General features: G+C 65.3%; 19 protein-coding genes. 10 read left to right on the plus strand and 9 right to left on the minus strand.

Annotated elements, in window-relative coordinates:
- Nucleotides 1-79: 79 nt before the first annotated feature.
- Nucleotides 80-1813, plus strand: coding sequence for a hydantoinase B/oxoprolinase family protein (locus CO731_RS02300; RefSeq protein ID WP_108605776.1), 1734 nt, complete (start codon nt 80-82; stop codon nt 1811-1813).
- A gap of 168 nt (nt 1814-1981) precedes the next feature.
- Here the strand turns inward: CO731_RS02300 and CO731_RS02305 are convergent, their stop codons facing one another.
- From CO731_RS02305 to CO731_RS02330, 6 genes are all read right to left on the minus strand, one after another.
- On the minus strand, nt 1982-2980 hold the full coding sequence (locus tag CO731_RS02305) for an ABC transporter ATP-binding protein (protein WP_108605777.1): 999 nt from the start codon (nt 2978-2980) through the stop codon (nt 1982-1984).
- Between the two features lie 15 nt (nt 2981-2995).
- The gene (locus CO731_RS02310; protein ID WP_108605778.1) at nt 2996-4060 is read right to left on the minus strand and encodes a Gfo/Idh/MocA family oxidoreductase; all 1065 of its coding nucleotides are present in this window, start codon (nt 4058-4060) and stop codon (nt 2996-2998) included.
- Nucleotides 4057-4896, minus strand: a complete 840-nt coding sequence (locus CO731_RS02315) for a carbohydrate ABC transporter permease (protein ID WP_108605779.1) — start codon at nt 4894-4896, stop codon at nt 4057-4059. The genes CO731_RS02310 and CO731_RS02315 overlap by 4 nt, the downstream gene beginning before the upstream one ends.
- A gap of 7 nt (nt 4897-4903) precedes the next feature.
- The gene (locus CO731_RS02320) at nt 4904-5845 is read right to left on the minus strand and encodes a sugar ABC transporter permease (protein ID WP_108605780.1); all 942 of its coding nucleotides are present in this window, start codon (nt 5843-5845) and stop codon (nt 4904-4906) included.
- Nucleotides 5846-6061: 216 nt separating this feature from the next.
- Nucleotides 6062-7318: an ABC transporter substrate-binding protein gene (locus CO731_RS02325; protein WP_108609584.1), complete on the minus strand. Its 1257-nt coding sequence runs from the start codon at nt 7316-7318 to the stop codon at nt 6062-6064.
- Between the two features lie 33 nt (nt 7319-7351).
- Entirely contained in the window at nt 7352-8266 is a 915-nt protein-coding gene (locus CO731_RS02330; RefSeq protein WP_108605781.1) for an N-acetylmuramic acid 6-phosphate etherase, read from the minus strand.
- Nucleotides 8267-8463: 197 nt separating this feature from the next.
- Here CO731_RS02330 and CO731_RS02335 point away from each other — a divergent pair, with 197 nt between their 5' ends.
- From CO731_RS02335 to nagA, 4 genes are read left to right on the plus strand one after another with little or no spacing between them, the layout of a single operon-like run.
- Nucleotides 8464-9345, plus strand: a complete 882-nt coding sequence (locus tag CO731_RS02335; protein ID WP_108605782.1) for an N-acetylglucosamine kinase — start codon at nt 8464-8466, stop codon at nt 9343-9345.
- The gene (locus CO731_RS02340; protein WP_108605783.1) at nt 9338-10126 is read left to right on the plus strand and encodes a GntR family transcriptional regulator; all 789 of its coding nucleotides are present in this window, start codon (nt 9338-9340) and stop codon (nt 10124-10126) included. The genes CO731_RS02335 and CO731_RS02340 overlap by 8 nt, the downstream gene beginning before the upstream one ends.
- Before the next feature lie 14 nt (nt 10127-10140).
- Nucleotides 10141-11151, plus strand: coding sequence for an SIS domain-containing protein (locus tag CO731_RS02345; RefSeq protein ID WP_108605784.1), 1011 nt, complete (start codon nt 10141-10143; stop codon nt 11149-11151).
- Entirely contained in the window at nt 11148-12305 is a 1158-nt protein-coding gene (gene nagA, locus CO731_RS02350; RefSeq protein WP_108605785.1) for an N-acetylglucosamine-6-phosphate deacetylase, read from the plus strand. Before CO731_RS02345 ends, nagA begins: the two co-directional genes overlap by 4 nt.
- A 368-nt stretch (nt 12306-12673) precedes the next feature.
- Here nagA and rpe read toward each other — a convergent pair whose 3' ends face one another.
- The 3 genes from rpe to CO731_RS02365 form a co-directional block, all read right to left on the minus strand.
- Nucleotides 12674-13348 (minus strand): ribulose-phosphate 3-epimerase, encoded by a 675-nt coding sequence (rpe, locus tag CO731_RS02355; protein ID WP_108605786.1) that lies wholly within the window; start codon nt 13346-13348, stop codon nt 12674-12676.
- A gap of 156 nt (nt 13349-13504) precedes the next feature.
- The gene (locus CO731_RS02360) at nt 13505-16777 is read right to left on the minus strand and encodes a hypothetical protein (RefSeq protein ID WP_108605787.1); all 3273 of its coding nucleotides are present in this window, start codon (nt 16775-16777) and stop codon (nt 13505-13507) included.
- Nucleotides 16778-16788: 11 nt separating this feature from the next.
- On the minus strand, nt 16789-18684 hold the full coding sequence (locus tag CO731_RS02365) for a hypothetical protein (RefSeq protein ID WP_108609585.1): 1896 nt from the start codon (nt 18682-18684) through the stop codon (nt 16789-16791).
- 538 nt (nt 18685-19222) lie between these two features.
- On the opposite strand from CO731_RS02365, the gene CO731_RS02370 reads away from it, so the two are divergent.
- From CO731_RS02370 to CO731_RS02390, 5 genes are all read left to right on the plus strand, one after another.
- Nucleotides 19223-20248, plus strand: coding sequence for an ABC transporter substrate-binding protein (locus CO731_RS02370; protein WP_108609586.1), 1026 nt, complete (start codon nt 19223-19225; stop codon nt 20246-20248).
- Nucleotides 20249-20328: 80 nt separating this feature from the next.
- Nucleotides 20329-21828, plus strand: coding sequence for a sugar ABC transporter ATP-binding protein (locus CO731_RS02375; protein WP_108605788.1), 1500 nt, complete (start codon nt 20329-20331; stop codon nt 21826-21828).
- Complete coding sequence (locus CO731_RS02380) at nt 21825-22817, plus strand: ABC transporter permease (RefSeq protein ID WP_199914543.1); 993 nt, start codon at nt 21825-21827, stop codon at nt 22815-22817. The genes CO731_RS02375 and CO731_RS02380 overlap by 4 nt, the downstream gene beginning before the upstream one ends.
- Complete coding sequence (locus CO731_RS02385; protein ID WP_108605790.1) at nt 22814-23809, plus strand: ABC transporter permease; 996 nt, start codon at nt 22814-22816, stop codon at nt 23807-23809. The genes CO731_RS02380 and CO731_RS02385 overlap by 4 nt, the downstream gene beginning before the upstream one ends.
- Nucleotides 23806-24819, plus strand: coding sequence for a LacI family DNA-binding transcriptional regulator (locus tag CO731_RS02390; protein WP_108605791.1), 1014 nt, complete (start codon nt 23806-23808; stop codon nt 24817-24819). The genes CO731_RS02385 and CO731_RS02390 overlap by 4 nt, the downstream gene beginning before the upstream one ends.
- Nucleotides 24820-24843: the final 24 nt, after the last annotated feature.

The raw sequence follows: 24843 nt of genomic DNA on the forward strand, positions 1-24843 counted from the left end.
TCTCCCCCGGGCAGGGGGAGAGGCGGTTTGCGCAGCAAACCGGTGAGGGGGTGCTGTTGCTCGGCAGAAGGGTGACGTCATGACCCTCGACGCCATCACCCTTTCGGTCATCCAGGCGGCGCTGCAGCAGACCTGCGACGAGATGGACCTGACATTCTCGCGCGCGGCTTTCTCGCCCGTCATCGCCGAGGCCAACGACCGCTCCGACGGCATCTACTCCGCCGTCGACGGCTCGTTGATCGCGCAGGGGTCGCAAGGGCTGCCGGTGTTTGTCGGCGTGATGCAGCACTCGACCAAAACCATCATCGAGATGATTGCCGACGGGCATGTGCTGCCGCCCGAGCCGGGCGACATCTACGTCGTCAACGACCCCTATCTCGGCGGCACGCATCTGATGGACGTGCGTTTCGCCATGCCGGTGTGGCGCCAAGGAAAAATCTTCTGCTGGCTGTCCAACACCGGCCACTGGCCTGATATCGGCGGCGCGGTGCCGGGCGGCTTTTCCGCCTCGGCGACTGCGGTCGAGCAGGAAGGCCTGCGCCTGCCGCCGGTCAAGCTGTTCAAGAAAGGGGTCATGGACCCCGAGATCTACGCCATCATCTGCTCCAACATCCGGGTGGCAGACCAGCGCATCGGCGATATCCGCGCCCAGGCGGCAGCGCTCCATGTCGGGCAGGGCAGGCTGTTCCAGATCCTGGATCGTTACGGTGACGAAACCGTTGTCGAGGCCATCGCCGAGCTGCGACGCCGGGCGGCCGAACAGATGCGGGCGCATATCGCGTCCCTGCCCGACGGCACGTACAGGTCGAAGGCCTTCGTCGATTCCGACGGCGTTGTCGACGCGCCGCTGACGATCGCGCTATCGGTCGAAAAGGCTGGCGATACGCTGACCTTCGACTTCTCAGGCTCGTCCAAACCATGCACTGGGCCGATGAACAGCGTCTTGGCCACGACCTTCTCGTCGGTCTATCTCGCCATGCGCCACATCTTCCCCGACGTGCCGATCAGTGCGGGCGCCTTCGAGCCGCTGATCGTCAAGCGGCCGGAAGGCACATTCCTCGACGCGCGCTATCCTCGACCGGTTTCAGGCTGTGCGGCGGAGGTGTCCCAGCGCATCGCCGAAGCGGTGTTCGCGGCGATGGTGCAGGCAGCACCCGACAAGGTGACGGCATCACCGGCTGGTTCGAGCGGCAACTTCGCGCTCGGCGGCAACGACCCGGCGCGCGGCCGCGACTATGTCATGTACCAGATCTCCGGCGGCGGCTATGGCGGCAATTCAGACCATGACGGGCTGTCGAATGGCTGCTCGACCATCGGCATCTCGAAATCGCCGCCGGTCGAGATCATGGAGCAGGCCTATCCGGTGCTCTACCGGCAATACGCGTTGCGCGAAGGCTCGGGCGGCGCGGGCAAGCAGCGCGGCGGCTTCGGCCTCGCCTACGAGATAGAGCTGTTGCGCGGCGAAGCCCGCGCCTCCTTCGTCATGGACCATGGCCGCTTCGGCCCGCAGGGCGCGCTCGGAGGCAAGGATGGTGCCGTCAATACGGTGACAGTTTTTCGCGACGGGCAGCCGCATGTGCCGCCGCATCTGTCGAAGGAGCAGGACATTCCGCTCAAGGCCGGCGACCGGGTTCTGGTCAGCACGCCGGGCGGTGGCGGTTATGGCGATCCGCTTTCACGCGATCCCGAACTGGTGCTGCGCGATGTCGGGCTCGGCTACTACACGCGCGAGCAGGCAGCTGCGATGTTCGGGGTGGTGATTGGGGATGATGGCGTGGATGTGATTTCCACCTCGCAACTACGAGCGAAGTAGCCCCCTCACCGGCCGCTTCACGGCCACCTCTCCCCCACTCCGTGGGGAGAGGAAACGCTAACCGTGAAGGCTGGGTCACAACAGAACTTGGGTTCCTCGCCCCCAATGCCATGGGGGAGAGGTGCTTCGCGCAGCGAACCGGTGAGGGGGCGTTGTCTACTGCCGCTGTCAGCCCAGCGCCCGCCCATCCGCGTCGAAGCGATAGGTGCGGGCCGCATCGGGCGTCGCGTATAGCGTGGCGCCAGGGCCGGTCTGGTACTCACCGAACAGGCGAATGGTGACGAGGCCGGCCTTTTCCGTCTCAAGGAAGACGTTGGTGTCGGCGCCGAGATGTTCGGCGTGGATGACCGTGCCCTTCCAGGCGCCGGAGGTGTCGCTGACTGCGATATGCTCGGGGCGGACACCGACCGTCTTGGCGGTTTCGCCCAGCCGCGCGCCGTCGATGAAGTTCATCTTGGGCGAGCCTATGAAGCCCGCGACGAACAGGTTCGCCGGCTTGTTGTAGAGTTCCATCGGCGCACCGACCTGCTCGACGCGGCCGGCATTGAGCACGACGATGCGGTCGGCCAGCGTCATCGCCTCGACCTGGTCGTGGGTGACGTAGACCATCGTCGCCTTGAGCCGGTTGTGCAGTTGGGCGATCTCCAGGCGCGTATTGACGCGAAGCGCCGCGTCGAGGTTCGACAGCGGCTCGTCGAACAGGAACAGCTTCGGTTCGCGCACCAGGGCGCGGCCGATGGCGACGCGCTGGCGCTGGCCGCCGGAGAGCTCTGCCGGACGGCGCTTGAGATAGGGCTCCAGCGACAGCATCGCCGAAGATGCGCCGATGCGCTGGTCGATCTCGGCGGCCGGCGTTCCCGCCTGCTTGAGGCCGAGCGCCATGTTGTCGCGCACGTTGAGATGCGGATAGAGCGCGTAGGTCTGGAACACCATGGCGATGCCGCGTTTGGCGGGCGGCGCGTTGGTGACCCTCTGGCCGTCTATCAGCACGTCGCCCGACGATGCGTCCTCGAGGCCGGCGATGATGCGCAGCAGCGTCGACTTTCCGCAGCCGGACGGGCCGACGAACACGACGAACTCGCCGTCCTTGACGTCGAGGTCGATGCCTTTCAGCACCTCGACCGGGCCGAAGGACTTTTTGACATTTTCGATCTTGAGCGAACCCACGGGCTTTTCCTGTCTCTAGAGCTTCACGGGGTGGCCGGTGCGGACGCTTTCGTCCGCAGCCAGGCACACGCGCAGCGATTTGACGGCGTCATCCATATGACGGGTGAGGTCGATGTCCTCGCGGATGGCCTTCAGCACGAAGGCCTGCTCGCGGTCGCAAAGGCCCTGATGGCCAGGCTCGTCCTTCATCGACAGGTCCTCGTCGGCATGGACGAAATTGCCATCGGCACCGAGATCGGCGCGGTGGACGCGGATCATGCTGGTCTTGGTGTGGGCATCGACGTCATCCGACTTGGTGGCGGCTTCGTTGACGACGATCGAGACACTGCCCTTGGGCGAAATGACGTCCTTCACGAAGAAGGCGGTCTCCGACATCATCGGGCCCCAGCCGGCCTCGTACCAGCCGACCGAACCATCGGCGAACAGCACCTGGAGGTGGCCGTAATTGTACATCGCCGGATCAATCTCGTCGGTCATGCGCAAGCCCATGCCGCGCACCTCGACCGGCTCGGCATCGGTGATCTGGCACATCACGTCGAGATAGTGGACACCGCAGTCGACGATCGGCGAGGTCGTCTTCATCAGTTGCTTGTGGGTGTCCCACTTGTGGCCGGATGACTGCTGGTTGAGGTTCATGCGGAAGACGTAGGGACCGCCGAGCGCACGCGCCTCGCCGATCAGCCGCATCCAGGAAGGGTGATGGCGCAGGATGTAGCCGATCACCAGCTTGCGGCCATTGGCCTTGGCGCAGGCCACGACACGTTCCGCGTCGGCAACGGTGGTTGCCAGCGGCTTTTCGAGGAAGACATGGCAACCGGCTTCCAGCGCCATGACCGCGTAGTCGGCATGGCTGTCGGAATAGGTGTTGATCGAGGCCACGTCAGGCTTCAAATCGCGGATCGTGCCTTCGAACGAGCGCTGGATGGCGTAGCCTTCCATGCCCGCGGGCAGCTGCACATCGGAACGGTTGACGAGGGCTGCGATCTCGAAGCCGGGGTTGTTGTGATAGGCCAGCGCGTGGCTGCGGCCCATATTGCCGAGGCCGGCAACGACGACGCGTAGGGGCTTTTCAGTGCTCACTTGACTGCTCCGGAAGTGATGCCGCGGATCAGCTGCCGCGAGAAGAATAGATAGAGGACGAGCACCGGCAGGATGGCGAGCGACAGCGCCGCCAGCACGGCGTTCCAGTTGGTGACGAACTGGCCGATGAAGACCTGGGCGCCGAGCGTGACGGTCTTGGTCGACTCTCCGGGCGCCAGGATCAGCGGGAACCACAAATCGTTCCAGATCGGGATCATGGTGAAGACGGCGACCGTCGCCATGGCCGGTCGGACCAGCGGCAGGACGAGGCGGAAGAAGATGCGGTATTCCGAGAGCCCGTCGATGCGGCCGGCATTCTTGAGGTCGTCCGACACCTGCTTCATGAACTCGGAGAGGATGAAAACGGCGAGCGGCAGGCCTTGAGCGGTGTAGACCAGGACAAGTGCTGTCAGCGTGTTGACCAGCCCTGACGCCACCATCAGCTGCAGGATCGCGACGGTGCCGAGGCGGATCGGGATCATGATGCCGAGGGCCAGATAGAGGCCCATCATGGTGTTGCCCTTGAAGCGGTATTCCGACAGCGCGAACGCCGCCATGGCACCAAACAGCAGCACCAGGAACAGCGAGGCGACGGTGACCGTCAGGCTGTTCTGGAAATACTGGATGAAGTCGCCCTGCGCCATCACAGTGGTGTAGCCGATGAGGTCGAAGGTCTCGGCCGTCGGCGGCGTCAGCGGCGAGCGAAAGATCGCGGCGCGTGACTTGAACGAGTTGACGACGATGACGATCACCGGGAACAGCGCGATGACGGTGTAGGTCAAAAGGATCGCGTGTGCGCCGATGGTGCGCGGCAGGGATGTGGCAGCCTTGCTCATGACACCCTCAGAACTGGTAGCGGCGCAGCCGCGTCTGGATGAGGAAAAGGTAGACGCAGACGCCGGTGAGGATGATGAAGAACATCATCGAGGCGATGGTGGCGCCCATGTTCGGATCGCCCGTCTGCAGCTGGAAGCCGAAGAAGGTGCGGTAGAGGAACGTGCCGAGGATATCGGTGGCGTAGTTCGGCCCGGCCAGCGCGCCCTGCGCCGAATAGATCAGGTCGAAGGCGTTGAAGTTGCCGACGAAGGTCAGGATCGAGATGATGCCTATCGAAGGCAGGATCAGCGGCAGCTTGATCTTCCAGAACTGGGAGAAGCCGGTGACGCCGTCGCATTCGGCAGCCTCAATGACCTCTTCTGGGATCGACAGCATAGCGGCATAGATCAGCATCATCGGGATGCCGACAAATTGCCATACCGAGATCAGGCTGAGCGCGGTCAGCGCATATTCTTCCTTGCCGAGCCAGGGCACGAACAGGCTTTTGAGACCAACCATATCGAGCAGGTTGGGCGCGACACCCCACAAGGGGCTCAGGATCAGCTTCCAGGCGAAGCCGACGATGACGAAGGACAGTATGGTCGGAATGAAGATCGCCGTGCGGTAGAAGGCGGAGAACCGCAGCTTGGGGCTCGACAGCAGGGCGGCAAGCAGGATGCCGATCGGATTCTGCACCAGCATATGGATGATGAAGAACCAGGTATTGTTGCCGAGCGCGTTCCAGAACGAGTTCGACCAGCGCGGATCGCCGAACAGCGTGCGGAAATTTTCGAGGCCGGTGAAGACCTGCACATTGTCTATGCTGCGGAACAACGACAGCTGCAGCGTGCCGAACAGTGGCAGGATCATCACGGCGGTGTAGACCAGGAGGGCCGGCGCGAGGAAGACGGCAATGTGCCAACGCGTCGGTCTCTTGTCTTGGCTATGCTCTAGGCTTTGCTCCGACATCTCAAATTCCCTGGTCCGGCCGTGTCGGGCCGTTGATGGTGATAGCGAGGATGGACCTCAGCGGGCTTCCCGCCAACGGCCGTCGGAAGCAGTAGCGCATCTTTGTACGCCAACGTTCAACCCCAGATTTCGAGTCCGCAAGGTTCGAATGTCCGAGGGGTGGGAGAGCGCCGCCGAAGCGGCGCCCTCCCGAGCGAGCATCAAGCCCGCCGCATCTTACTTAGCCGGCTTGTACCAGCTGTCGAGGCCCTTCTGCAGTTCGGCAGCAGCGGCTTCCGGGGTCTCAGTGCCGTTGATGACGTTGGCCGACTTGACCCAGGTCTCGTTCTCGAGGTTCGGGGTGCCGCGCGACAGGATCTGGTAGGTCGAGCGGATGGTCGGCTTGCACTTCTCACGCCAGGAGACGAATTCCTGGGCGAGCGGGTCTTCCATCTTCACCGGCGCCGAGTTCAGGCTGAAGAAGCCCGGCAGCGCGTTGGCGTAGATCGTGGCGAATTCAGGCGAAGCGACCCAGGACAGGAAGGCCTTGGCGGCATCGGCATTCGCGCTCTTGGGGTTCAGGCCCAGGCCGATATCGGTGTGGTCGGAGATGTAGCAGGTGTCGCCAGCCTTCTGGACCGGCGGCGGGAAGGCGCCCATCTTGAACTGCGCCTGGGTGTTGAAGGTCGAGATCTCCCACGAGCCGGCCGGGAAGATCGCGGCGCGGCCGAGCGTGAACAGGTTCTGGCTGTCGGGGTAGCTCTGCGCCTCGAAGCCGTCGCCGAGATAAGGCTTCCACTTGGCGAGCGTCGCAAACGGCGCAACCCAGTCGGCATCGGTCAGCTTCTGCTCGCCCTTGATGAGCGCCAGACGGCCTTCCTCGCCCTTCCAGTAGTTCGGGCCGATGTTCTGGTAGCCCATGGTCGCGGCTTCCCAGAGATCCTTGGTGCCCATCGCCATCGGGATGTAGGTGCCGTCAGCCTTGATCTTGTCGAGGGCGGCGAAGAACTCTTCTTCGGTCGCCGGCACGGCAATGCCGAGCTTGTCGAAGGCTTCCTTGTTGTAGATGAAGCCATGAATGACGGACGCCATCGGCACGCAGAAGGTCGCCTTGCCGTCGTCGGTCTGCCAGGCGGACTTGGCGACATCGGAGAAGTTCTCCATGCCGGGCAGCGCAGTCAGATCGGCAAGTTGACCCTTGCCATAGAGGTCGATCGACGTGAACGGACGGCAGGTGATGAGATCGCCAGCCGAGCCAGCATCGAGCTTGGCGTTGAGCGCGGCGTTGTACTCGGTCGGAGCCGACGGCGAGAAGGTGACCTTGATGCCGGGGTTCTTGGCTTCGAACGCCGGGATCAGCTTTTCCTGCCAGATGGCGAGGTCGTCATTGCGCCAGCTCTCGATGGTCAGCGTCTTGTCCTGGGCGAGCGCGATCCCGGCGGAGCCGAGGATGCTGGACGCCATCAGAAGTCCAGTAAGCAACCTATGTTTCATTTCCATTCTCCCTGTTTACTTTCTCTCGGGCCTCTACTGATGAGAGCCTCTGCTCCCCTCGAGCTTCGACAGAGCGGACCTCAGTTTCTGGCCCGCCCCATCCAGAAGTTGGTTTGCCGCCTCCGGGCTTGCCGCGCCCGAGGCCAAAAGGATCGCCACCTTGACCGAGCCGCCGCTCCTTTCGAGCAGGGTTTTCGCGGTGGCCGTGTCGCAGCCTGCAATCGCCGAGACGATGCGTGCGGCGCGCTCGTGCAGCTTGATGTTGTCGGCATGAAGATTGACCATGTAGCCGTCATGGACATGGCCGAGATGGATGGCGACGAGCGTCGACATCATGTTGAGCGCGATCTTCTGCGCCGTGCCGGCGCCCATGCGGGTCGAGCCGGCAACGACTTCCGGCGGCGTGGCAAGGAGGACCGAAATTTCGGCGATGTCGAACATCGGCGCACCGGCATTGTTGGCGACCGCAATCGTCGCAGCACCGCGGCGCCGGGCCTGGTTGAGCGCGCCTATGGCAAAAGGCGTCGAGCCGCTGGCCGAGATGGCGATCAGGCAATCACCGGCATTGAGCTCGGCGGCGGCGACTTCTTTCATGGCCTGCCCGGCATCGTCTTCCGGCGCACCGGTGAGATTGACAAGGCTGTCGGTGCCGCCCGCAAGCAGGATGACGACGCGGTCGCGGGGAATGCCGAAGGTTCCGGGAAGCTCGAGCGCATCGGCCAGCGCCATCAGGCCGGAACTGCCGGCCGCAGCATAGACAAGACGTCCGCCGGCAGCGAGGCGCTCGGCGATCTTGGCGGCAGCTTCGGCAATTGCGGGGATGGCAGCGTGAACGGCACCGGCAGCCTCGACCTGCGCTGCGGCAAGCAGGCGAAGAACGGATTCAGGTGCCTGGGCATCAATGCCCCCGGCATCTTTATGCACCGCTTCGGTACGCGTTGGCGCCATTCTGTCTCTCCCTTTCATCGACAATACCAAAAAAATACCACTTGTCCAGCGGCGTTAACAAATTCCTTTGCTGCAATGCAAGGCAGGCCGAAAAATCTATAAAATTCAACATTATGCAGAAGCCTGCCCGGAAGCGGGAATTTAACACTTGGCTATTGGTATTTTATTGGTATTATCCATCACGAGGAGAAAACGCCGTGGATCTTGTGCTCGGGATAGATGGTGGCGGCACCGGCTGCCGGGCCGCACTGGCCAGCGCGACCGGCGACATTCTGGGTCGCGGGCGGGGCGGACCCGCCAATATCCGCACCGACCTCGCAGGCGCCTGTGAAAATATCGTCGAAGCCGCACGTCTGGCATTTGCCGATGCCGGCCGCGACCCCGCGCTGATCGGCACGACCGATGCCGTGCTCGGCCTCGCCGGCGCCAATGTCGGCGACTACAAGCAGCGGCTCGAAGCCATGCTGCCGTTCCGGAACAGCCGCATCGAAAACGACTCGCTGATCTCGCTCGAAGGCGCGCTCGGCGAATATGACGGCGCCATTGCCGCCCTTGGAACCGGCACGGTCTATCTTGCACGCCAGAAGGGACAGCTCCGCCCCGTCGGCGGCTGGGGCTTCCAGATCGGCGATCTCGGCAGCGGCGCGCGCATCGGCCGCGACCTTTTGCAGGAAACGCTGCTGGTCCATGACAAGGTCCATGCCGGCACGCCGCTCGCCGACATCATGCTCGAGCGTTTCAACCGCGACCCCAGCGACATCGTCGAATTCACCACGGCTGCCAAGCCCGGCGACTACGGTGCATTCGCGCCAATGGTGTTCGAGCACGCAGCGAAAGGCGACGCTCTCGGCCAGAAGCTTGTCGAGCGTGCCGTCGCCGACGTCGAGGAAACGCTCGCTGTCTTCGATCTGGCGCCAACCGAGCGGCTGTGCCTGCTTGGCGGGCTTGCCGGCCTCTATGCGCCACTGCTTTCGAAGCGCTACCGCGCGATCATGCATCCGCCGCTGCAGGACGCGCTCGGCGGCGCCGTGGCAATGGCGGCCAGGACATTCGGCAAGGCGGGAGGCGGCCATGGATGACGCCGCCGAGCGGATTTTCGCAGCCCTGCGCGACGTCAGCCAGAGCGGCGCGCCGCTCTACCTGCAGCTCAAGAAGAACATCGAGGATGCAGTCAGGCGCGGACTGATCGGCCCCGGCGATGCCCTGCCTTCGGAACGCGACATCGCAGCCCAGGCCGACATTTCCCGCGTCACCGTGCGCAAGGCGGTGCAGGACTTGGTCAAGTCCGGCGTGCTGGTCCAGCGCCATGGCTCCGGCACTTTCGTGGCGCCGCGCATGGAGCGCGTCGAGCAGTCGCTGTCGCGACTGACGTCGTTCACCGAAGACATGGCCCGGCGCGGCATGGCGGCGCGCTCGCAATGGCTCGAGCGCGGCGTCTACCCGCCCTCGCCCGACGAGATGATGGTGCTCGGGCTGTCGGCGAGCGAGCTCGTCTCCAGGCTGAGCCGCCTGCGCATCGCCGACGAGACGCCGCTGGCGATCGAACGCGCGGCAATCTCGGCTTCGGTGCTGCCCGACCCTCGCGAAGTCACAACGTCGCTCTATATGGCATTGGGCAAGACCGGCCACCGGCCGGTGCGCGCCGTGCAGCGCATCTCGGCGGTCAATCTCGGCGGCGCCGAGGCCAAGCTGCTGGTCGTGCCGGAAGGTTCGGCCTGCCTGCAGATCGATCGCATCTCATACCTTGCCAGCGGCAAGGTGATCGAGTTCACCAAGTCGATCTACCGTGGCGACGCCTATGACTTCGTCGCTGAACTAAGGCTACCCGGCCCGGATGGGCAAGAAGGAGACATCGCTTGAACGCGACAACGCACATGCGGCGCGAAATCGCCGAAATCCCCGAAGCGACAGCGCGCCTGCTCGAAGGTTCGGCCAAGGAACTGGCCGAAACCGGCCTGCATCTCAAGCGCGCGGCGCCGCGCTTCGTCACCACGGTTGCGCGCGGCTCGTCCGACCATGCGGCGTCCTTCCTCAAATATGCCATCGAGCTGACCGCCGGTCTCCCCGTGGCTTCGATTGGCCCGTCGATCTCGTCGATCTACGGCGCTGAGCTGAAGCTCGCCGATTCCGCCTGCCTTGCTATTTCGCAGTCGGGCAAGAGCCCCGACATCGTCGCCATGGCGGAAGGCGCACGCGCCGGCGGCGCGCTGACGATCGCGCTCACCAACACCGCCGGCTCGCCACTGGCAGCCGCATCCGACCATGCCATCGACATCCAGGCAGGCGTCGAAAAAAGCGTCGCGGCGACAAAGACCTTCGTCAATTCGGCGGTAGCGGGCCTGGCCGTGCTCGCCCACTGGACCAGCGACGACAAGTTGCTCGCAGCATTGAAGGCCCTGCCCGAGCATTTCGCCAAGGCAGTCGAATGCGACTGGATGGACATTGCCGGGGACCTGACCGACGGCAATTCGCTGTTCATCCTCGGCCGCGGCCCGTCCTTTGCCATCGCAAACGAGGCGGCGCTGAAGTTCAAGGAAACCTGCGCCATGCACGCCGAATCCTACAGTGCGGCAGAGGTCATGCACGGCCCGCTGGCACTGGTGCGGCCGGGCTTCCCGGTGCTGGCGCTTGCCGCCCGCGACGCCTCGGAGCCGTCGATCGCCGAAGCCGCCGACGGCCTTGCCGCGCGCGGTGCAGCGATCCACATCACGTCTTCGCTGGCCAAAAAGGCCAAGGTGCTGCCGCATGTCGCCACCGGCCATCCGCTGACCGATCCGCTGATGCTGATCGCCTCGTTCTACGGCTTCGTCGAGGCCTTCGCCCGCCATCGCGGCCTCGACCCCGACAGCCCGCCCAATCTCAGGAAAGTGACCGAAACGATATGAGCGATCGTTTTGCGATAGCTGCAGGGCGCATCTTCGACGGAGAGGCGTGGCACGACGATGCCGCGCTCATCGTCGTTGACGGACTGGTCGAGGGCATCGTCCGGCGCGATGCCGTGCCAGCCGGCGTGGCGGTGGCCGGAGGCGGCGCCATGCTCGTCCCCGGCTTCATCGATCTCCAGGTCAATGGCGGCGGCGGGCTGATGCTCAACGACAAGCCCGACGTCGACACCCTCGACATCATCTGCAAGGCGCAAATGCCGTTCGGCACGACGGCGGTGCTGCCAACGCTGATCACCGACACACCCGAGATCACGCGCTCGACCATCGCCGCGGGTGCGGAAGCAGCGAAGCGCAAGATGCCCGGCTTCCTCGGCCTGCATCTCGAGGGGCCGCATCTGTCGCTCTCCCGCAAGGGCGCGCACGATCCCAAGCTGATCCACCCGATGGACGCGGCGGAGCAGGCAGCGCTCATCGCCGCACGTCCGTCGATGCCTGTGCTGCTGACCACGGTGGCACCGGAATCGGTGACGGTAGCGCAGATCAAGGCGCTGGCGGATGCCGGCGTCGTCGTCAGCCTCGGCCACACCGACACCAGCTACCGCACGGCGAAGCAATATGCCGAGGCCGGCGCGTCGATGGCGACGCATCTGTTCAACGCCATGAGCCAGATCGGCAACCGCGAGCCCGGCCTTGCCGGCGCGGCAGTCGACATCGGCACGTTCTCCGCAGGGCTGATCGCCGACGGTATCCATGTCGACCCGGCGACGATGCAGATCGCGCTCAAAGCCAAGAACGGCCCGGCGCGCATCTTCCTGGTCACCGACGCGATGGCAACCATCGGCACCGATCTCAAGTCGTTCACGCTCAACGGCCGCACCATCAAGCGCGAGAACGGCCGTTTGACCCTGGAGGACGGCACGCTTGCCGGCGCCGACCTCGACATGATCTCGGCGATCCGCTTCATGCACGAGACAATCGGCTACGACTTCGGCGAGGCGATCCGCATGGCCTCGCTCTATCCGGCGGAGGCGGTCGGGCAGGAAAAGCGCCTCGGGCGGCTGGCCAGGGGCTATGCGGCAAACGCCGTGCAACTCACCGACACGCTCGATGTGTCGGGCACCTGGATCGACGGCAAGAAGGTGTTTTCCGCATAGGTTGGATGGGGCGCAATGCTCCCTCGCAGCTTGCCTAACGACCTGCTTTCGCGCTCACACCCCACCCCTAACCCCTCCCCACAAGGGGGAGGGGGACCAACCGTTCAGCGCCAAAGTTCAACAATCCAGGCCGAAGCCGTGAGGAGCTAGTTCCCCTCCCCCTTGTGGGGAGGGGTTAGGGGCGGGGGTATTTACTGTTCGAATTGGGGGCGAGGATCCAAGTCCGCGTACGGCGGCGCTGCCCCTCATCCGCCTGCCGGCACCTTCTCCCCGTAATGACGGGGAGAAGGGACAAACGGCAACGTTGACGCCCCCCTCTCCCCGTCCTTCACGGGGAGAGGGTAAGGGTGAGGGGCAAATTCTCTCGCTTAGATCGCAGCCTTGTCCGCCGCCGCCCGGATCGCCTCGATGTTCGCGGCATAGGCAGCCGGCCCACCCTTGAACACGGCGTTGCCGGCAACCAGTACATTGGCTCCCGCTGCAGTAACCAGCGGCGCGGTCTCTGGCGTCACGCCGCCGTCGATTTCGATGTCGATCGGACGGTTGCCGATCATCGCCTTGACGCGCTTGACCTTCTCGATAACGGCCGGGATGAAGGCCTGGCCGCCGAAGCCCGGATTGACGGTCATCAACAGCACCAGGTCGAGCCGATCGAGCACGTATTCGATCACCGATTCCGGCGTCGACGGGTTGAGCGAGACACCGGCCTTCTTGCCGAGATTGCGGATCGTCTGCAGCGAGCGGTCGAGATGCGGCCCGGCCTCGGCATGGACCGTGATGATGTCGCAGCCGGCGTCGGCGAAGGCCGCGAGATAGGGATCGGCCGGCGCGATCATCAGGTGGCAGTCGAACACCTTGTCGGTGCGGTTGCGGATCGCCTTGATGACGGGGGGGCCGAAGGTGATGTTGGGGACGAAATGGCCGTCCATGACATCGAGGTGGATCCAGTCGGCGCCGGCGGCGACGATGGCCTCGACCTCGTCGCCGAGTTTCGAGAAGTCCGACGACAGCACCGAGGGCGCAATCAGGGTTTTGTTGCTCACGTTCAGGCCTTTCGAAAGGGGCAGAGCCGGTTTCCGGCTTGCCTAATCTCCGGCGCCCGGCTTGTCGAGACCGGAATGCAGCCACATCGCCGTATAAACCCCGGAAAAGCAGAACCCCGCCGGACCGGCCGGCGGGGTTACATGCGCTTGTGACGATCACTGCGGAATGATGTTGTTGGTCCTCGGCTGTTGCTGCTCCCGTCTCTGCGGGATCAGGCCGCGGAATACATCCGGGTTGATCGGGATCTGCAACGTGGGCTGCTGGCGGATCGGACGGCAGTTCGGATATTGGCCGACCGTGCCGCGCGGGCACTCACGCTCGATGGTCATGCACTGGCCGTTGATCAGCACCTCGCCACGGCGGCAGACGGTGTCCTGACGGTCCGGCACGCAGCGGCCACGCACCAGCGACGTGCCGTCAGGGCACTGCGTCGTCGGTGCCTTGCGGCATGCGCCCCGGATCAGCTGCGTTCCGCGCGGACAGATGCAACGCCCGTCCTGCGTCCGGATCTGGCCGGGCAACAGCTTGCACTGGCGCACCGGCGGCTGATCCTTGACGCAGCGACCGTTCCTCAGCTCTGTGCCACGCGGGCAGATGCAGCGCCCGTCCTGCGTCCGGATCTGGCCCGGCAGCAGCGTGCACTGGCGTACCGGCGGCACATCCTTGACGCAGCGGCCGTTCCTCAGCTCGGTGCCACGCGGGCAGATGCAGCTTCCGTCCTGCGTCCGGATCTGGCCGGGCAGCAGCTTGCACTGCCGTTCCGGCGGCTGTTCCGGCCGCACGCACTTGCCGTTCTTGAGGTCCGTGCCGCGCGGGCAGATGCAGCGTCCGTCCTCGGTGCGGATCTGTCCCGGCAACAGGCGGCATTGCGGCTTGACCGGCGGAACCGGCGTCACCGTGCCGCCATCGGGCACGCACTGGCCATTGCGGAACGCCGTGCCTTCGGGGCAGATGCAACGGCCGGCCTGGTTGAGCACGAAGCCTTCCGAGCACTCCTGCTTGACCTCATGGTCGATCAGGAAGCGGTGGCAGGCATAGGGACTGCCGGCGCCAAGACCGCCCGGGAGGGCCGTGCCACCGGCCAGGTCCAGCCCGCGAACCGGCGTGTCGGGCGGAAGCACGGCAACGCAGTTCTGTGCCGGCACCGGCCGGGGGAGATTGGCGAGGCGGCCGTCGTCCGGGATCACCACCGTCACCCTGTGGACGCGGCTTTCGCCGGCGCCGAGGCTGATGTTGGTGACGCAGGACAATGGCAGCGTCGCTGGCTCGGGCGTGCAGCCGAAAGGCGGTTCGATCGAGCTGATCGAAACGCCATCCAGCCTGCCGAGCCCATCCACGCCGATGGCATCGCCGATGCGTACCGAACCGTTGAAGGGACCGGTGCCGCTGTTGGTGATGGTGATCTCGAACGTGCAGGGCCGGCCCGTCTCGCACTGCCGGTCGCCGGTCTTGGCAACGGTCAGCCGCGGCCGCCCCGGATGCGGGATGCGCATGGTGGCGCAGGCCTTGTTGTTGACCAGCACCGTCTCACCAGGGATCGCCCGTACCTCGCCGCAGTTGCGGATCATGTCGGACGGATAGTCCGCCGGCACGATGGCGACCACCGAAAGCGGCACCGACGCACCGGGCACCAGTGCCACGCCCGGATGATCGCAGCGGAACTGGCCGGGACCGGCAGGCCCGCAAGCCCAGGGCGGCGTCGGGCCAAAGGTCGAGGACGTCGGCGCTCCGGTGGGATAGTCGTCGATGACAGTCAGCGGACCGACATAGTTTTGGGTACCGTTGTTGTAGACACGGATCAGGAAGCTGCAGACGCCATCGGCACTGCAGGACACCGAACGCGGGTCCTTGGTGATGCGCAGGTCGACCTTCTTTTCCACCGGCGGACGGCAATCGGGATCGCCGCGCTTGCAGATCGGAATGCTGGCGCACGCCTTGTCGTTGTCGGTGCGGCCGAACACGTCGGGCTTTTCGCTCGCCGTGTAGTCGTACTCGGCGCAATTGCGGATGAAGCTCGCCTCCCAGCCGGGTCCGGGCTTGAAGCCGATCTTGAGATCGACCCATTCGCCGGGATCGAGCGTGGTCGCGGGATGCTCGCAACTCATCGGGCTGGTTGCCGGCAGACAGGTCCAGGGCGCGTTGGGCCCGGAATCTATCGTGGCGTTGCCGGGCAAGGTCACCTCGTCGAGCACGATCTTGCCGTTGTAGGGGCCGTCGCCGACATTGGTGACGCGGATAGTGAAGTTGCAGCCGCCAAGGACCGTGCAGCGGGCAACGTCGGCACGTTTCTCGACCTTGATGTCCTGTTCCTTGTCGGGCGGGCAGCGAAGGTCGGGGGGAATGACGATGTCGACCGTCTGGGTGCAGCACAGGCCGACGCCCTCTTCCGGACCGGCATAGGTTTCGATGCCGGTGACGATCAGATGCACGACATCGCCGGGTACTGCACCTTCGATCTCCCAGTGCAGCACGCCGCCACCGGGCGGAACGAGTTGCATCGGCGGGTCGATGGTGATGCCCGGCGTGGTGGTGCGCAGCTGCACCCAGCGGCCGGCCATCTCGGGCCCGACAGGCATGTTGTAGATGTAGGCGCCGCCACCGGGCACGCAGTCGACATCGCCGGTCTCGACCTTGAAGCACGGCTCGTCGCCGCCCGGAGGCGGTGGCGGAGGCGGCTCGCAGTCGGTGACGTCGATGCGGATCTGGGTCTTCTCGCCAGTGCGGAAATCGCCATCGTCCGGCTTGGCCGGATCGTGCGAGGGGATCTCGATCGAACCGGGGCCTGCCGACAGCTTGACGAAGCCCTGGTTGTCGACGACCGTGGGCGCCGGGAAGGCGGCGTGGTCGATCAGAGCTGTGATGCGGATGTCGATGTAGCGTTCGTTGGGCGCGCCGACACCGTCGAGATCGGTCGCCGACAGCCGGAAGTCGGCGATGGTCGCCGTGTCGTTCGGGTTGACGGTGGTGCCGATGCCGGCTGCCGGCAACGGTCCGCCGACGGCATCGGTGCCGTCGCCGCTGGCCTGCACGTTGACGATCTTCAGGCCGGGCGCAAGCTGGTCGCGGAAATCCATCCGCAACGTCTTGAGACCGTTGGCAAAGGCCGGGTCGAAGAACTTTTCCGGATTGCCGCGGGCACCGAAGCGCAGATTATAGACGACATAGTCGCAATTGCGCTGGGCACCCTTCTTGGTGAAGAACGGCACGACGTCGTCATGCCCGGGATGCGGCACGATGCGGTCGAGCCTCAGTTCAGGCACGACATCGGGCAACGGCTGGGCGGCTGCCGGCGACAGGGGCATGGCGGCGAGCGCGATACCTGCCGCCACCAGCCAGCGCGCACCGCGCCTGGCAAATGACAGGGGTTTCATGATCGTCTCCATGACGTTGGCTTTGCTGTCGAGCGGGACGGGAGTGCGACTGTTCATCTCTCCCTCCCTCACGGTTCGCAGCTTGCGGCGGGCGTTTCGAGCGGCACCACCACCTTGCAGCAAGGGTAGTAGCCGCCCCTGTCGGCGTCGGACTGCTTGTAGAAGCACAGGCCGACATTGACCGTGTCGCCGGGGAAGTGGCCGGTCACCCCGATGGTGAACGGCGCGCCTGCCGGCTTGGTCTGCTGAAGCGGTGAGATGCCAACGCCCGGCGTCCTGGAATCGGCCTTGACGGAATCGCCGCCGATGCCTGCAACGTCACGGACATAGAGATCGGCCTCGAGCCCGGCCGGGGTGCAGAAATACTCGACTGCCTCGACGTCGAGGCAGGGCGGGATGTTGCCAGGCGGCGGAAAATCCGGCGGCCACAGCGGCGTCGGATAGTCGCCGGGATAGGGAATCTGCTCGTAATAGCCGGCGCGGCCTTCACATGGCCGCCATATCTCGACGTCGCCGACATGTCCCTCGACCTCGGGATCTTCATAGAAGCTGTCGAAGTCGACGAACCACGATCCGAAAGGCGGAACGTTCGCCGGCTTCACGAGCGAGGTCGAGGTGATCTGCACCCCATGGACGGCAAGCGGACCACCCGCGGCGAGCTGCTCGGCCAGGGCCGGGTTGTCCCTGAGCTTGTCGCCGGTCTTGACGATGGTGTCGGTGCAGGCGTTGGGGTTGATGAAGCCCTGCGCGTCATAGCCATATTGCAGGTCGATGCCGCCGGCCGACTGGCGATTGCCTTCGGGAAAGCCGACCGCATATTCCTGCGGCACCGACACCCAGATGCTTTCGGTCGCCGGATCATCGGGACTTTCACGCCAGTAGCGGATGACCTCGCCATCGCCGGTGTCGGCGAACTGGCTGTAGTCGAAGCGGTTTTCGACCTCGCCGCGCTGGGCCAGATACATGAAGCCCCTGCTGTCGAAGGCGATGTCGGTGACCGGCAGGTCCTTGTCGGCCTCGACGGTCAGCTCCCAGCGCGGGTCGCCGGCAAATTTGCCGTCGCGGGCGATGCCGACCGACCAGATCTCAGCCTCGTCACCGACCGCGTAGTAGACGCGGCCACCGTGGAAGGCCACGCCCCAAACGCGGCGCTCGTCCTGGGTATAGCCCCAGGTGCCGGGGTCCTCGCTGTCGAAGGCGGCGCCGGCAATGTCCATCACCGCGCCGTCATCGGCAGTCGGTGCCAGCCCGCGCACCGGGCGGCCCGTGACGCCATGGTCGAAGGTGTCGATCAGTGCACCCGTTGCGTCGATGCGGTGGATCAGGCCAGTGTCGAGGTCGGAGGCGAAGAACTGGCGATGAACCTTGTCGAAGGTAACGTCGCCAATGCCGGGACCACTGTTGGTGTCGATGTCGGCGAACTTGGTGACAGCACCCGAGATGCCGTCAATCCGCCAGATCGTACCGGGGCCGCCGCCATTCTCCTCGCCGAACTGGCCGGCCATGAAGGTGGCGCCGGCGATGCCGCGGCGCTGGCGCTCAGGCCGTCCGTCGTCGTCGGCATCAGGCGTGACGATGCGGATGCCGTGCAGCGAGGTCGCGCCCGCGTAGAGATCGGGCACGCCCGACGGGGTGCCGTCGCGAACACCGTCGTCATAGGTCAGCGCGAAGACCTGGCCGATCTGGCCGGCGAGGACCTCGAAGGGCAACGGCGTATTGACGAGCTGGCCCGACGGCGGCCCGCCGAGGGCCGAAACGTCGAAAACGCGCAAGGTTGCGCGCTCTGTGTCGATGAAGGTTTCGTCTACCGGGTCGACGCCGGGCGGCAACCCTTCCTCGATACCGGGAATGACTGTGCCGGAAAAGCCGGTGACCGCCATCGATCCTGGGTTGATGATCTGGGTTTCCTGGGCGCCGGCCTGTGGCGCCAGCCAGAGATTGGCGGCGAGCGCCAGCGCCATCATGCCGGCGTTCAGCGCGAGTGCTCCCAGGCGGTTGCCTGACGGTCCGGCTGCATGCGCGAGCGCACCGAAACCACCACGAAAGCACGGCATGACACCTCTCCCGAGTTGTGTGGAAGAAGGTGCTGGAGCGCATGCGAGAGCGAAGCGCTGATACCCGGCACTTTCCTCCCTTGCAGTCCTGCTATTGTCCCTCGGCGCGACGATACGCCGGGGCTTACCTAGGGTCAATGGAACAAGCCCGAAGCCCAACGCGTCCACCCTGTCCCTGAGGCGGTGGTCGCGCCGTGCTCCGGGTGCTCGCGGTGACCCGCAACACCTGGTGTCTGTGGTCATTGGGTTTTCCTTTCATGACACCGCACCACGCGGCGCCTGGACGTTGGTCGCGCCAACGCCGGGAAAGGTTCACCTCGAAGGGCCTGCCGGCGACCTCATTTTGAGGCAATCGAATGTTCCGCAAACCCTTGCAAAATGCCGATTGAAATCGATTACATTTTCTGGCTATCATCTGCTGCAGCAGTTTTTGCATCGGGAGGAATTCATGAAGAAATTTGCAGCACTGGCGCTCACCACCGTCGCGGCGCTGGCCGTGTCGGCGTTCTCGACCCAGGCGGCCGACTACAAGATCGGCCTGTCCAACGGCTGGGTCGGCTCGGAGTGGCGGACGCAGATGATCGAACAGGCACAGGCAGCAGCAGCGGCCTGGAAGGAAAAGGGCGTCAATGTCGAGGTCGTGGTGCAGAGCGCCAATGTCGACGTGCCCGGCCAGATCGCACACGTCCGCAACTTCATCAGCGAAGGCGTCAACGCCATCATCATCAACCCGAACAGCCCGACGGCGTTCGATCCGGTGTTTGCCCAGGCCAAGGAAGCCGGCATCCTGGTGATCTCGACCGACGCCGAAGTGTCGTCGCCCGACGCCACCTATGTCGGCATCGACCAGAAGGCTTGGGGTGCCGCAGGCGCCAAGTGGCTGGCCGAGACGCTCGGCGGCAAGGGCAACGTCGTTGCCATCAACGGCGTCGCCGGCCACCCGGCCAACGAGATGCGCGTCGCCGGCTACAAGGAAGTGTTCGGCCAGTATCCCGACATCAAGATCGTCAATGAAGTGAACGCCAACTGGGATCAGGCCCAGGGCCAGCAGGCGATGCAGAACCTGCTCGCCACCAACCCCGACATCAACGGTGTCTGGGTGCAGGACGGCATGGCGGCCGGCGCCTGGAAGTCGATCATCGATGCCAAGAAGCAGTCGTCGATCGCCGCCACCGGCGAGATCCGCAAGGACTTCATCGACCTCTGGGTCAAGGACAAGCTGAACTCGGGCGCTTCGGTGAACCCTCCCGGCGTCATGGCTTCGGCACTCAACGTCGCCGTGCTGATGCTTGAAGGCAAGGAACTGAAGGAGCCGGCAACGGCTGGCCAGTACAAGAACGCCATGTACCTGCCGATCCCCTTCATCGACGGCAAGAACGTCGATCAGGTCGCCAAGGAGCTCGACGGCAAGCCGGGCTACTTCTCCTACACCAGCCAGCTTTCGATCGCTGACGCCGAAGCGCTGTTCAAGTAAGCTTCCTCCCACGAACGGGGACGCGCGCCTGAAAACAGCCGCGCGTCCCCCGACCGACGAAGCACCGGAAAGCCACCACCATGTCGAAACTCATCATGCGCGGCGTAAGCAAAGCTTACGGCGCCACCTTGGCCTTGCGCCGCGGCGACCTGACGGTCGAGGCCGGCGAAGTGCATGTGCTGATCGGCTCCAACGGCTCGGGCAAGAGCACGCTATGCAAGGTGCTGGCCGGCAGCGTGCGGCCGGACGGCGGAGAAATCCTGATCGACGGCAAGCCGGTGACCATCACCGGTCCGCATGCGGCGCGCGAGCACGGCATCGGCATCTTCTACCAGGAGCTCAGCCTGGCCGGGCACCGGACGGTGGCGGAGAACATCTGCCTGCCCGACATGCCGGGCGGCATCTTCGTCGACCGCAAGGCACTGGAAACCCGCGCCGCGCACTACATCGCCCTGTTCGAAACGGTTGCCGGCGAAGGCTTTTCGGCGGAAGCGGTGGTGGAGAACCTGCGCGCCGACCAGCGCCAGCTGGTCGAAATCATGAAGGCGCTGGCAACCGAAGCGCCGATCACCATCTTCGACGAACCGACCTCGGCGCTCGACCGGGCCCAGGTCGACCGCTTCTTCGAAATCCTGCGCGGCCTGAAGGCCGAGGGCCGCAGCATCATCTTCATCTCGCACCGCATGGACGAGATCTTCGCCATCGGCGACCGCGTCACCGTCATCCGCGACGGCGAGACGGTGGGCACCGAAAACATCGCCGACACCAACCCGGCCGCCGTGATCCGGCTGATGGTCGGCGGCCAGGACGAGCTTGCCGCCGGTGCCAGCGCGCCGCCGGCCGCGGCGACCGACCGCAAGGCGGCCGTGCTCAAGGCCGAGAACTTCTCCGGCAAGGGTTTTGCCAATGTCAGCTTCGAGGTCGCCAAGGGCGAGATCCTCGGCTTCGGCGGCCTGCACGGCCAGGGCCAGTCAGCGGTGCTGCGCGCCATCTTCGGCGCCAACCCGGCGGCGGGCGGTACGATCACGCTCGGGGGTTCGGCCTTCACGCCGTCCAATCCACGCACCGCCATCCGGCGCGGCCTCGCCTATGTCTCCGGCGACCGCAGCCGCGACGGCATCATCCAAGGCCGGCCGATCATCGAAAACGCCACGCCGATCCACTATCTCCGGCAAAAGCTTAAGCTGGCGCGACCGGCAGCGCTGGCGGCACGGGTGAAGCCGGCGCTCGAGGCGCTGCACACCAAGTTCGGCGGGCTCAGCCATCCGATCAATTCGCTGTCGGGCGGCAACCAGCAGAAGATCGTCATCGCCCGCTGGCTGATCGACCGGCCCGACGTCCTGTTGCTCGACGATCCGACCAAGGGCATCGACCTGTCGGCCAAGGCGGACCTGTTTTCGCTGATCCGCAAGCTCGCCGAAGAGGGCATGGGCATCGTGCTCTATTCCTCCGAGGATGCCGAGCTGCTCAACAATGCCGACCGCATCCTCGTCTTCAATGGCGGCTCGGTGCGGCGCGAACTCACCGGCGCGGACCGTACGCGCTACAATCTCTACCAGGCAGCTTACGAGGCCGCGTGATGACAACCGCGACCATTTCCACGCAAAAGCCGGGCGGCGGGCTCAAGCGCCTCGTCGAGCGCTACCCCTTCTTGCCGGCACTGCTGATCGCGCTGGTGTTGCTGGCGCTCAACGGCCTCTACCAGCCGCGCAGCATCAGCTTCATCGGCATCACCGGCCTGGTGAAGACCTATCTCGCGCTGATGATGCTCGCCATCGCCCAGACCTATGTGGTCTATGCCGGCGACATCGACCTGTCGGTCGGGGCCATCGTCTCGCTGGTCAATGTCGTCATCGTCGTGCTGATGGAAAAGATGGGCGGCAGCGGCTTTTCGGTGGTCGTGGCCCTCGGCGTCGGCCTGCTCACCGGACTGGCCTGCGGCATCGTCAACGGCATCGTGGTGGCAGCACTCAGGCTGCAGGCGATCGTTGCCACCTTCGCCACCAGCATCTTCTTCACCGGCCTGGCGCTCTACGTGATGCCTGTCGCCGGCACGCCGGCACCGGCCGCGTTCTGGCGTACCTATGGCGGCCGCTTCTTCGAGATCCCGTTCGTCTTCTACGCCGCGGTCTTGCTGGCCATCGTGCTCTACGTGCTCGCGCGCACTCGTCTCGCCACCCAGTTGCTCGCCGTCGGCGACGACGCGCAGGCAGCCTTCCAGAGCGGCCTGCCGGTGACCAGGATCCGCATCCAGGGCTACGCGCTCTGCGGCCTGTTCGCGGCACTCGCCGCCTTCTGCATCACCGGCGACACCGCCAGCGGCGACCCGCTCGTCGGCGGCAAGATGACCCTGTTCTCGGTCGCGGCCGTGGTGCTTGGCGGCAGCGCATTGTCGGGCGGCTTCGGCACCGTCGTCGGCTCGATCATCGGGGCGCTGATCATCGGCCTCATCAACTCGCTGGTGTTCTTCGTCGGAACGCCGTCGGAATGGCAGAACCTGGTGCAGGGCCTGGCCATCCTGATCGCGCTGATGGCCGGCGTGCTCGTCGGCCGGAGGGCACGCGCATGACCGCCACGACCCAGACCCACTCCAAGGCGCCGGCGCCGTCGCCCGTTCTGACCTTCCTCAAGCAGCCGCTGGTCGTGGCGCTGATCCTGATCGCAGCACTGCTGATCCTCGGCGAAACGCTCTCGCCGGGCTTCGCCTCGGCCCAGCAGATCCTCAGGCTGCTGATCGTCGCGGCTCTGCTCGGCATCGTCGCCGCCGGCCAGAACCTCGTCATCCTCGGCGGCCGCGAGGGCATCGACCTGTCGGTCGGCGGCGTCATCTCACTCAGCGCCATCATCGCCGGCAACGTCATGAACGGCGCCGACAGCGCCATCGTGCCGGCGGTGCTCGCCTGCATGGCGGCCGGCGCCTTCATCGGCCTGATCAACGGCATGGGCGTGACGCTTCTGCGCATCCCGCCGCTGGTCATGACGCTCGGCATGCTCGGCGTGCTGCAGGGCCTGCTGGTGGTGGTGCGCAACGGCATCCCCTCGGGCTTCGCCGCACCCGGCCTGTCGCGCTTCGTCACCCAGCCCTTCCTGCTCGGCCTGCCCGGCATCATCTGGCTGTGGGTGGCGATCGGGCTCTTGATGGCCTTCATGCTGACCCGCACCGTCTACGGCCACCGCATCTATGCCATCGGCTCCAACGAGCAGGCCGCCTACATGGCCGGCGTGCCGGTCAGGGCGATGCGCATCTCGCTGTTCATGCTGTCGGGCGTGTTCGCGGCCATCACCGGCATCTGCCTGCTCGGCTATTCCGGCTCGTCCTTCGCCAATGTCGGCGAGCAGTACATGCTGGCGTCGATCATCGCCGTCGTCTTCGGCGGCACGCCGCTGTCGGGCGGCAAGGGCGGCTACACCGGCACCATGGCGGGCGCGCTGCTGCTGGTCATCCTGCAAGGCATCCTGACCACGGTGCACATCGACGAATCCGGGCGGCAGATGGTGTTCGGCGCCACGCTGCTCTTGCTGATGCTGTTCTATGGACGCGGGCGGGCGATGCGCGGATGAACGAGCGGCCCAAGATCAAGGACATCGCCGAGCGGCTGGGTGTTTCCGCGGCTACCGTGTCGCGCGCGCTGTCCGACAGCGGACTGGTGGCCGAGCCGACGCTCAGCCGCATCCGCGAGGTCGCCCGCGAGATGAACTACCGGCCCAATGTCAGCGCCCGCAATCTGCGCACGCAACGGGCAATGGCGGTGCTAATGGTGGTCCGCGACGTCGGCAACCCATTCTATCTCGAGATCCTGAAAGGCGTCGAAGCCACCGCCCGCGCCGCCGGCTACTCCGTCCTGATGGGCAACACCGAAAACGACTCCGACCGCGAGGTCGAGTATTTCGACATGCTGCGCGATGGCCATGCCGACGGCATGATCCTGATGACCGGCAAGCTGCCGGCGCGCGAAGGCTTTCTCGATTCGGTCGCCGACGCGCCCATCGTGGTGGCGCTGGAGGAGATCCGCGATGCCGGCTTCCCGCATGTGATGATCGACAACGAGGGCGCCGCGCGCGACGCCGTCGAACACCTGATCGGCCTTGGCCACAAGCGCATCGCCCACATTTCGGGACCAGTGCCGGAGATCATGAGCGTCAGCCGCCGCAACGGCTACCGCGCCGCCATGCAGGCGGCCGGGCTCGCGATCCCCGACAGCTACGAGCCGGTCGGAGACTACCTGTTGCACACCGGCCAGCGGCTGTGCCGCGAACTGTTCGAGCTGCCGCAGCCGCCGACGGCGATCTTCGTCGCCAACGACGAAATGGCCTTCGGCGTGATCCATGAATTGCGCCGCCTAGGCCTCGACGTACCCGGCGACGTCTCCGTCGTCGGCTTCGACGATTTGTTCCTCAGCGAGGCCTTCTACCCGCCGCTGACCACCGTCAGCCAGCCGCGAGCCGAGATCGGCCGCGCCGCCATGAACATGCTGCTCGACATGCTTGCCGGCGGGCTGACGCCGCGCAAGCCGGCGATGCTGCCGACGACGCTGAAGATACGCGGCACCACGGCGCCAGCGCCGAAATGATTTCAGTTACCAGGAAATGAGGGA

It is taken from the genome of Aminobacter sp. MSH1, from assembly GCF_003071665.1.
In the GTDB taxonomy this organism is placed as follows: Bacteria; Pseudomonadota; Alphaproteobacteria; order Rhizobiales; family Rhizobiaceae; genus Aminobacter; species Aminobacter niigataensis.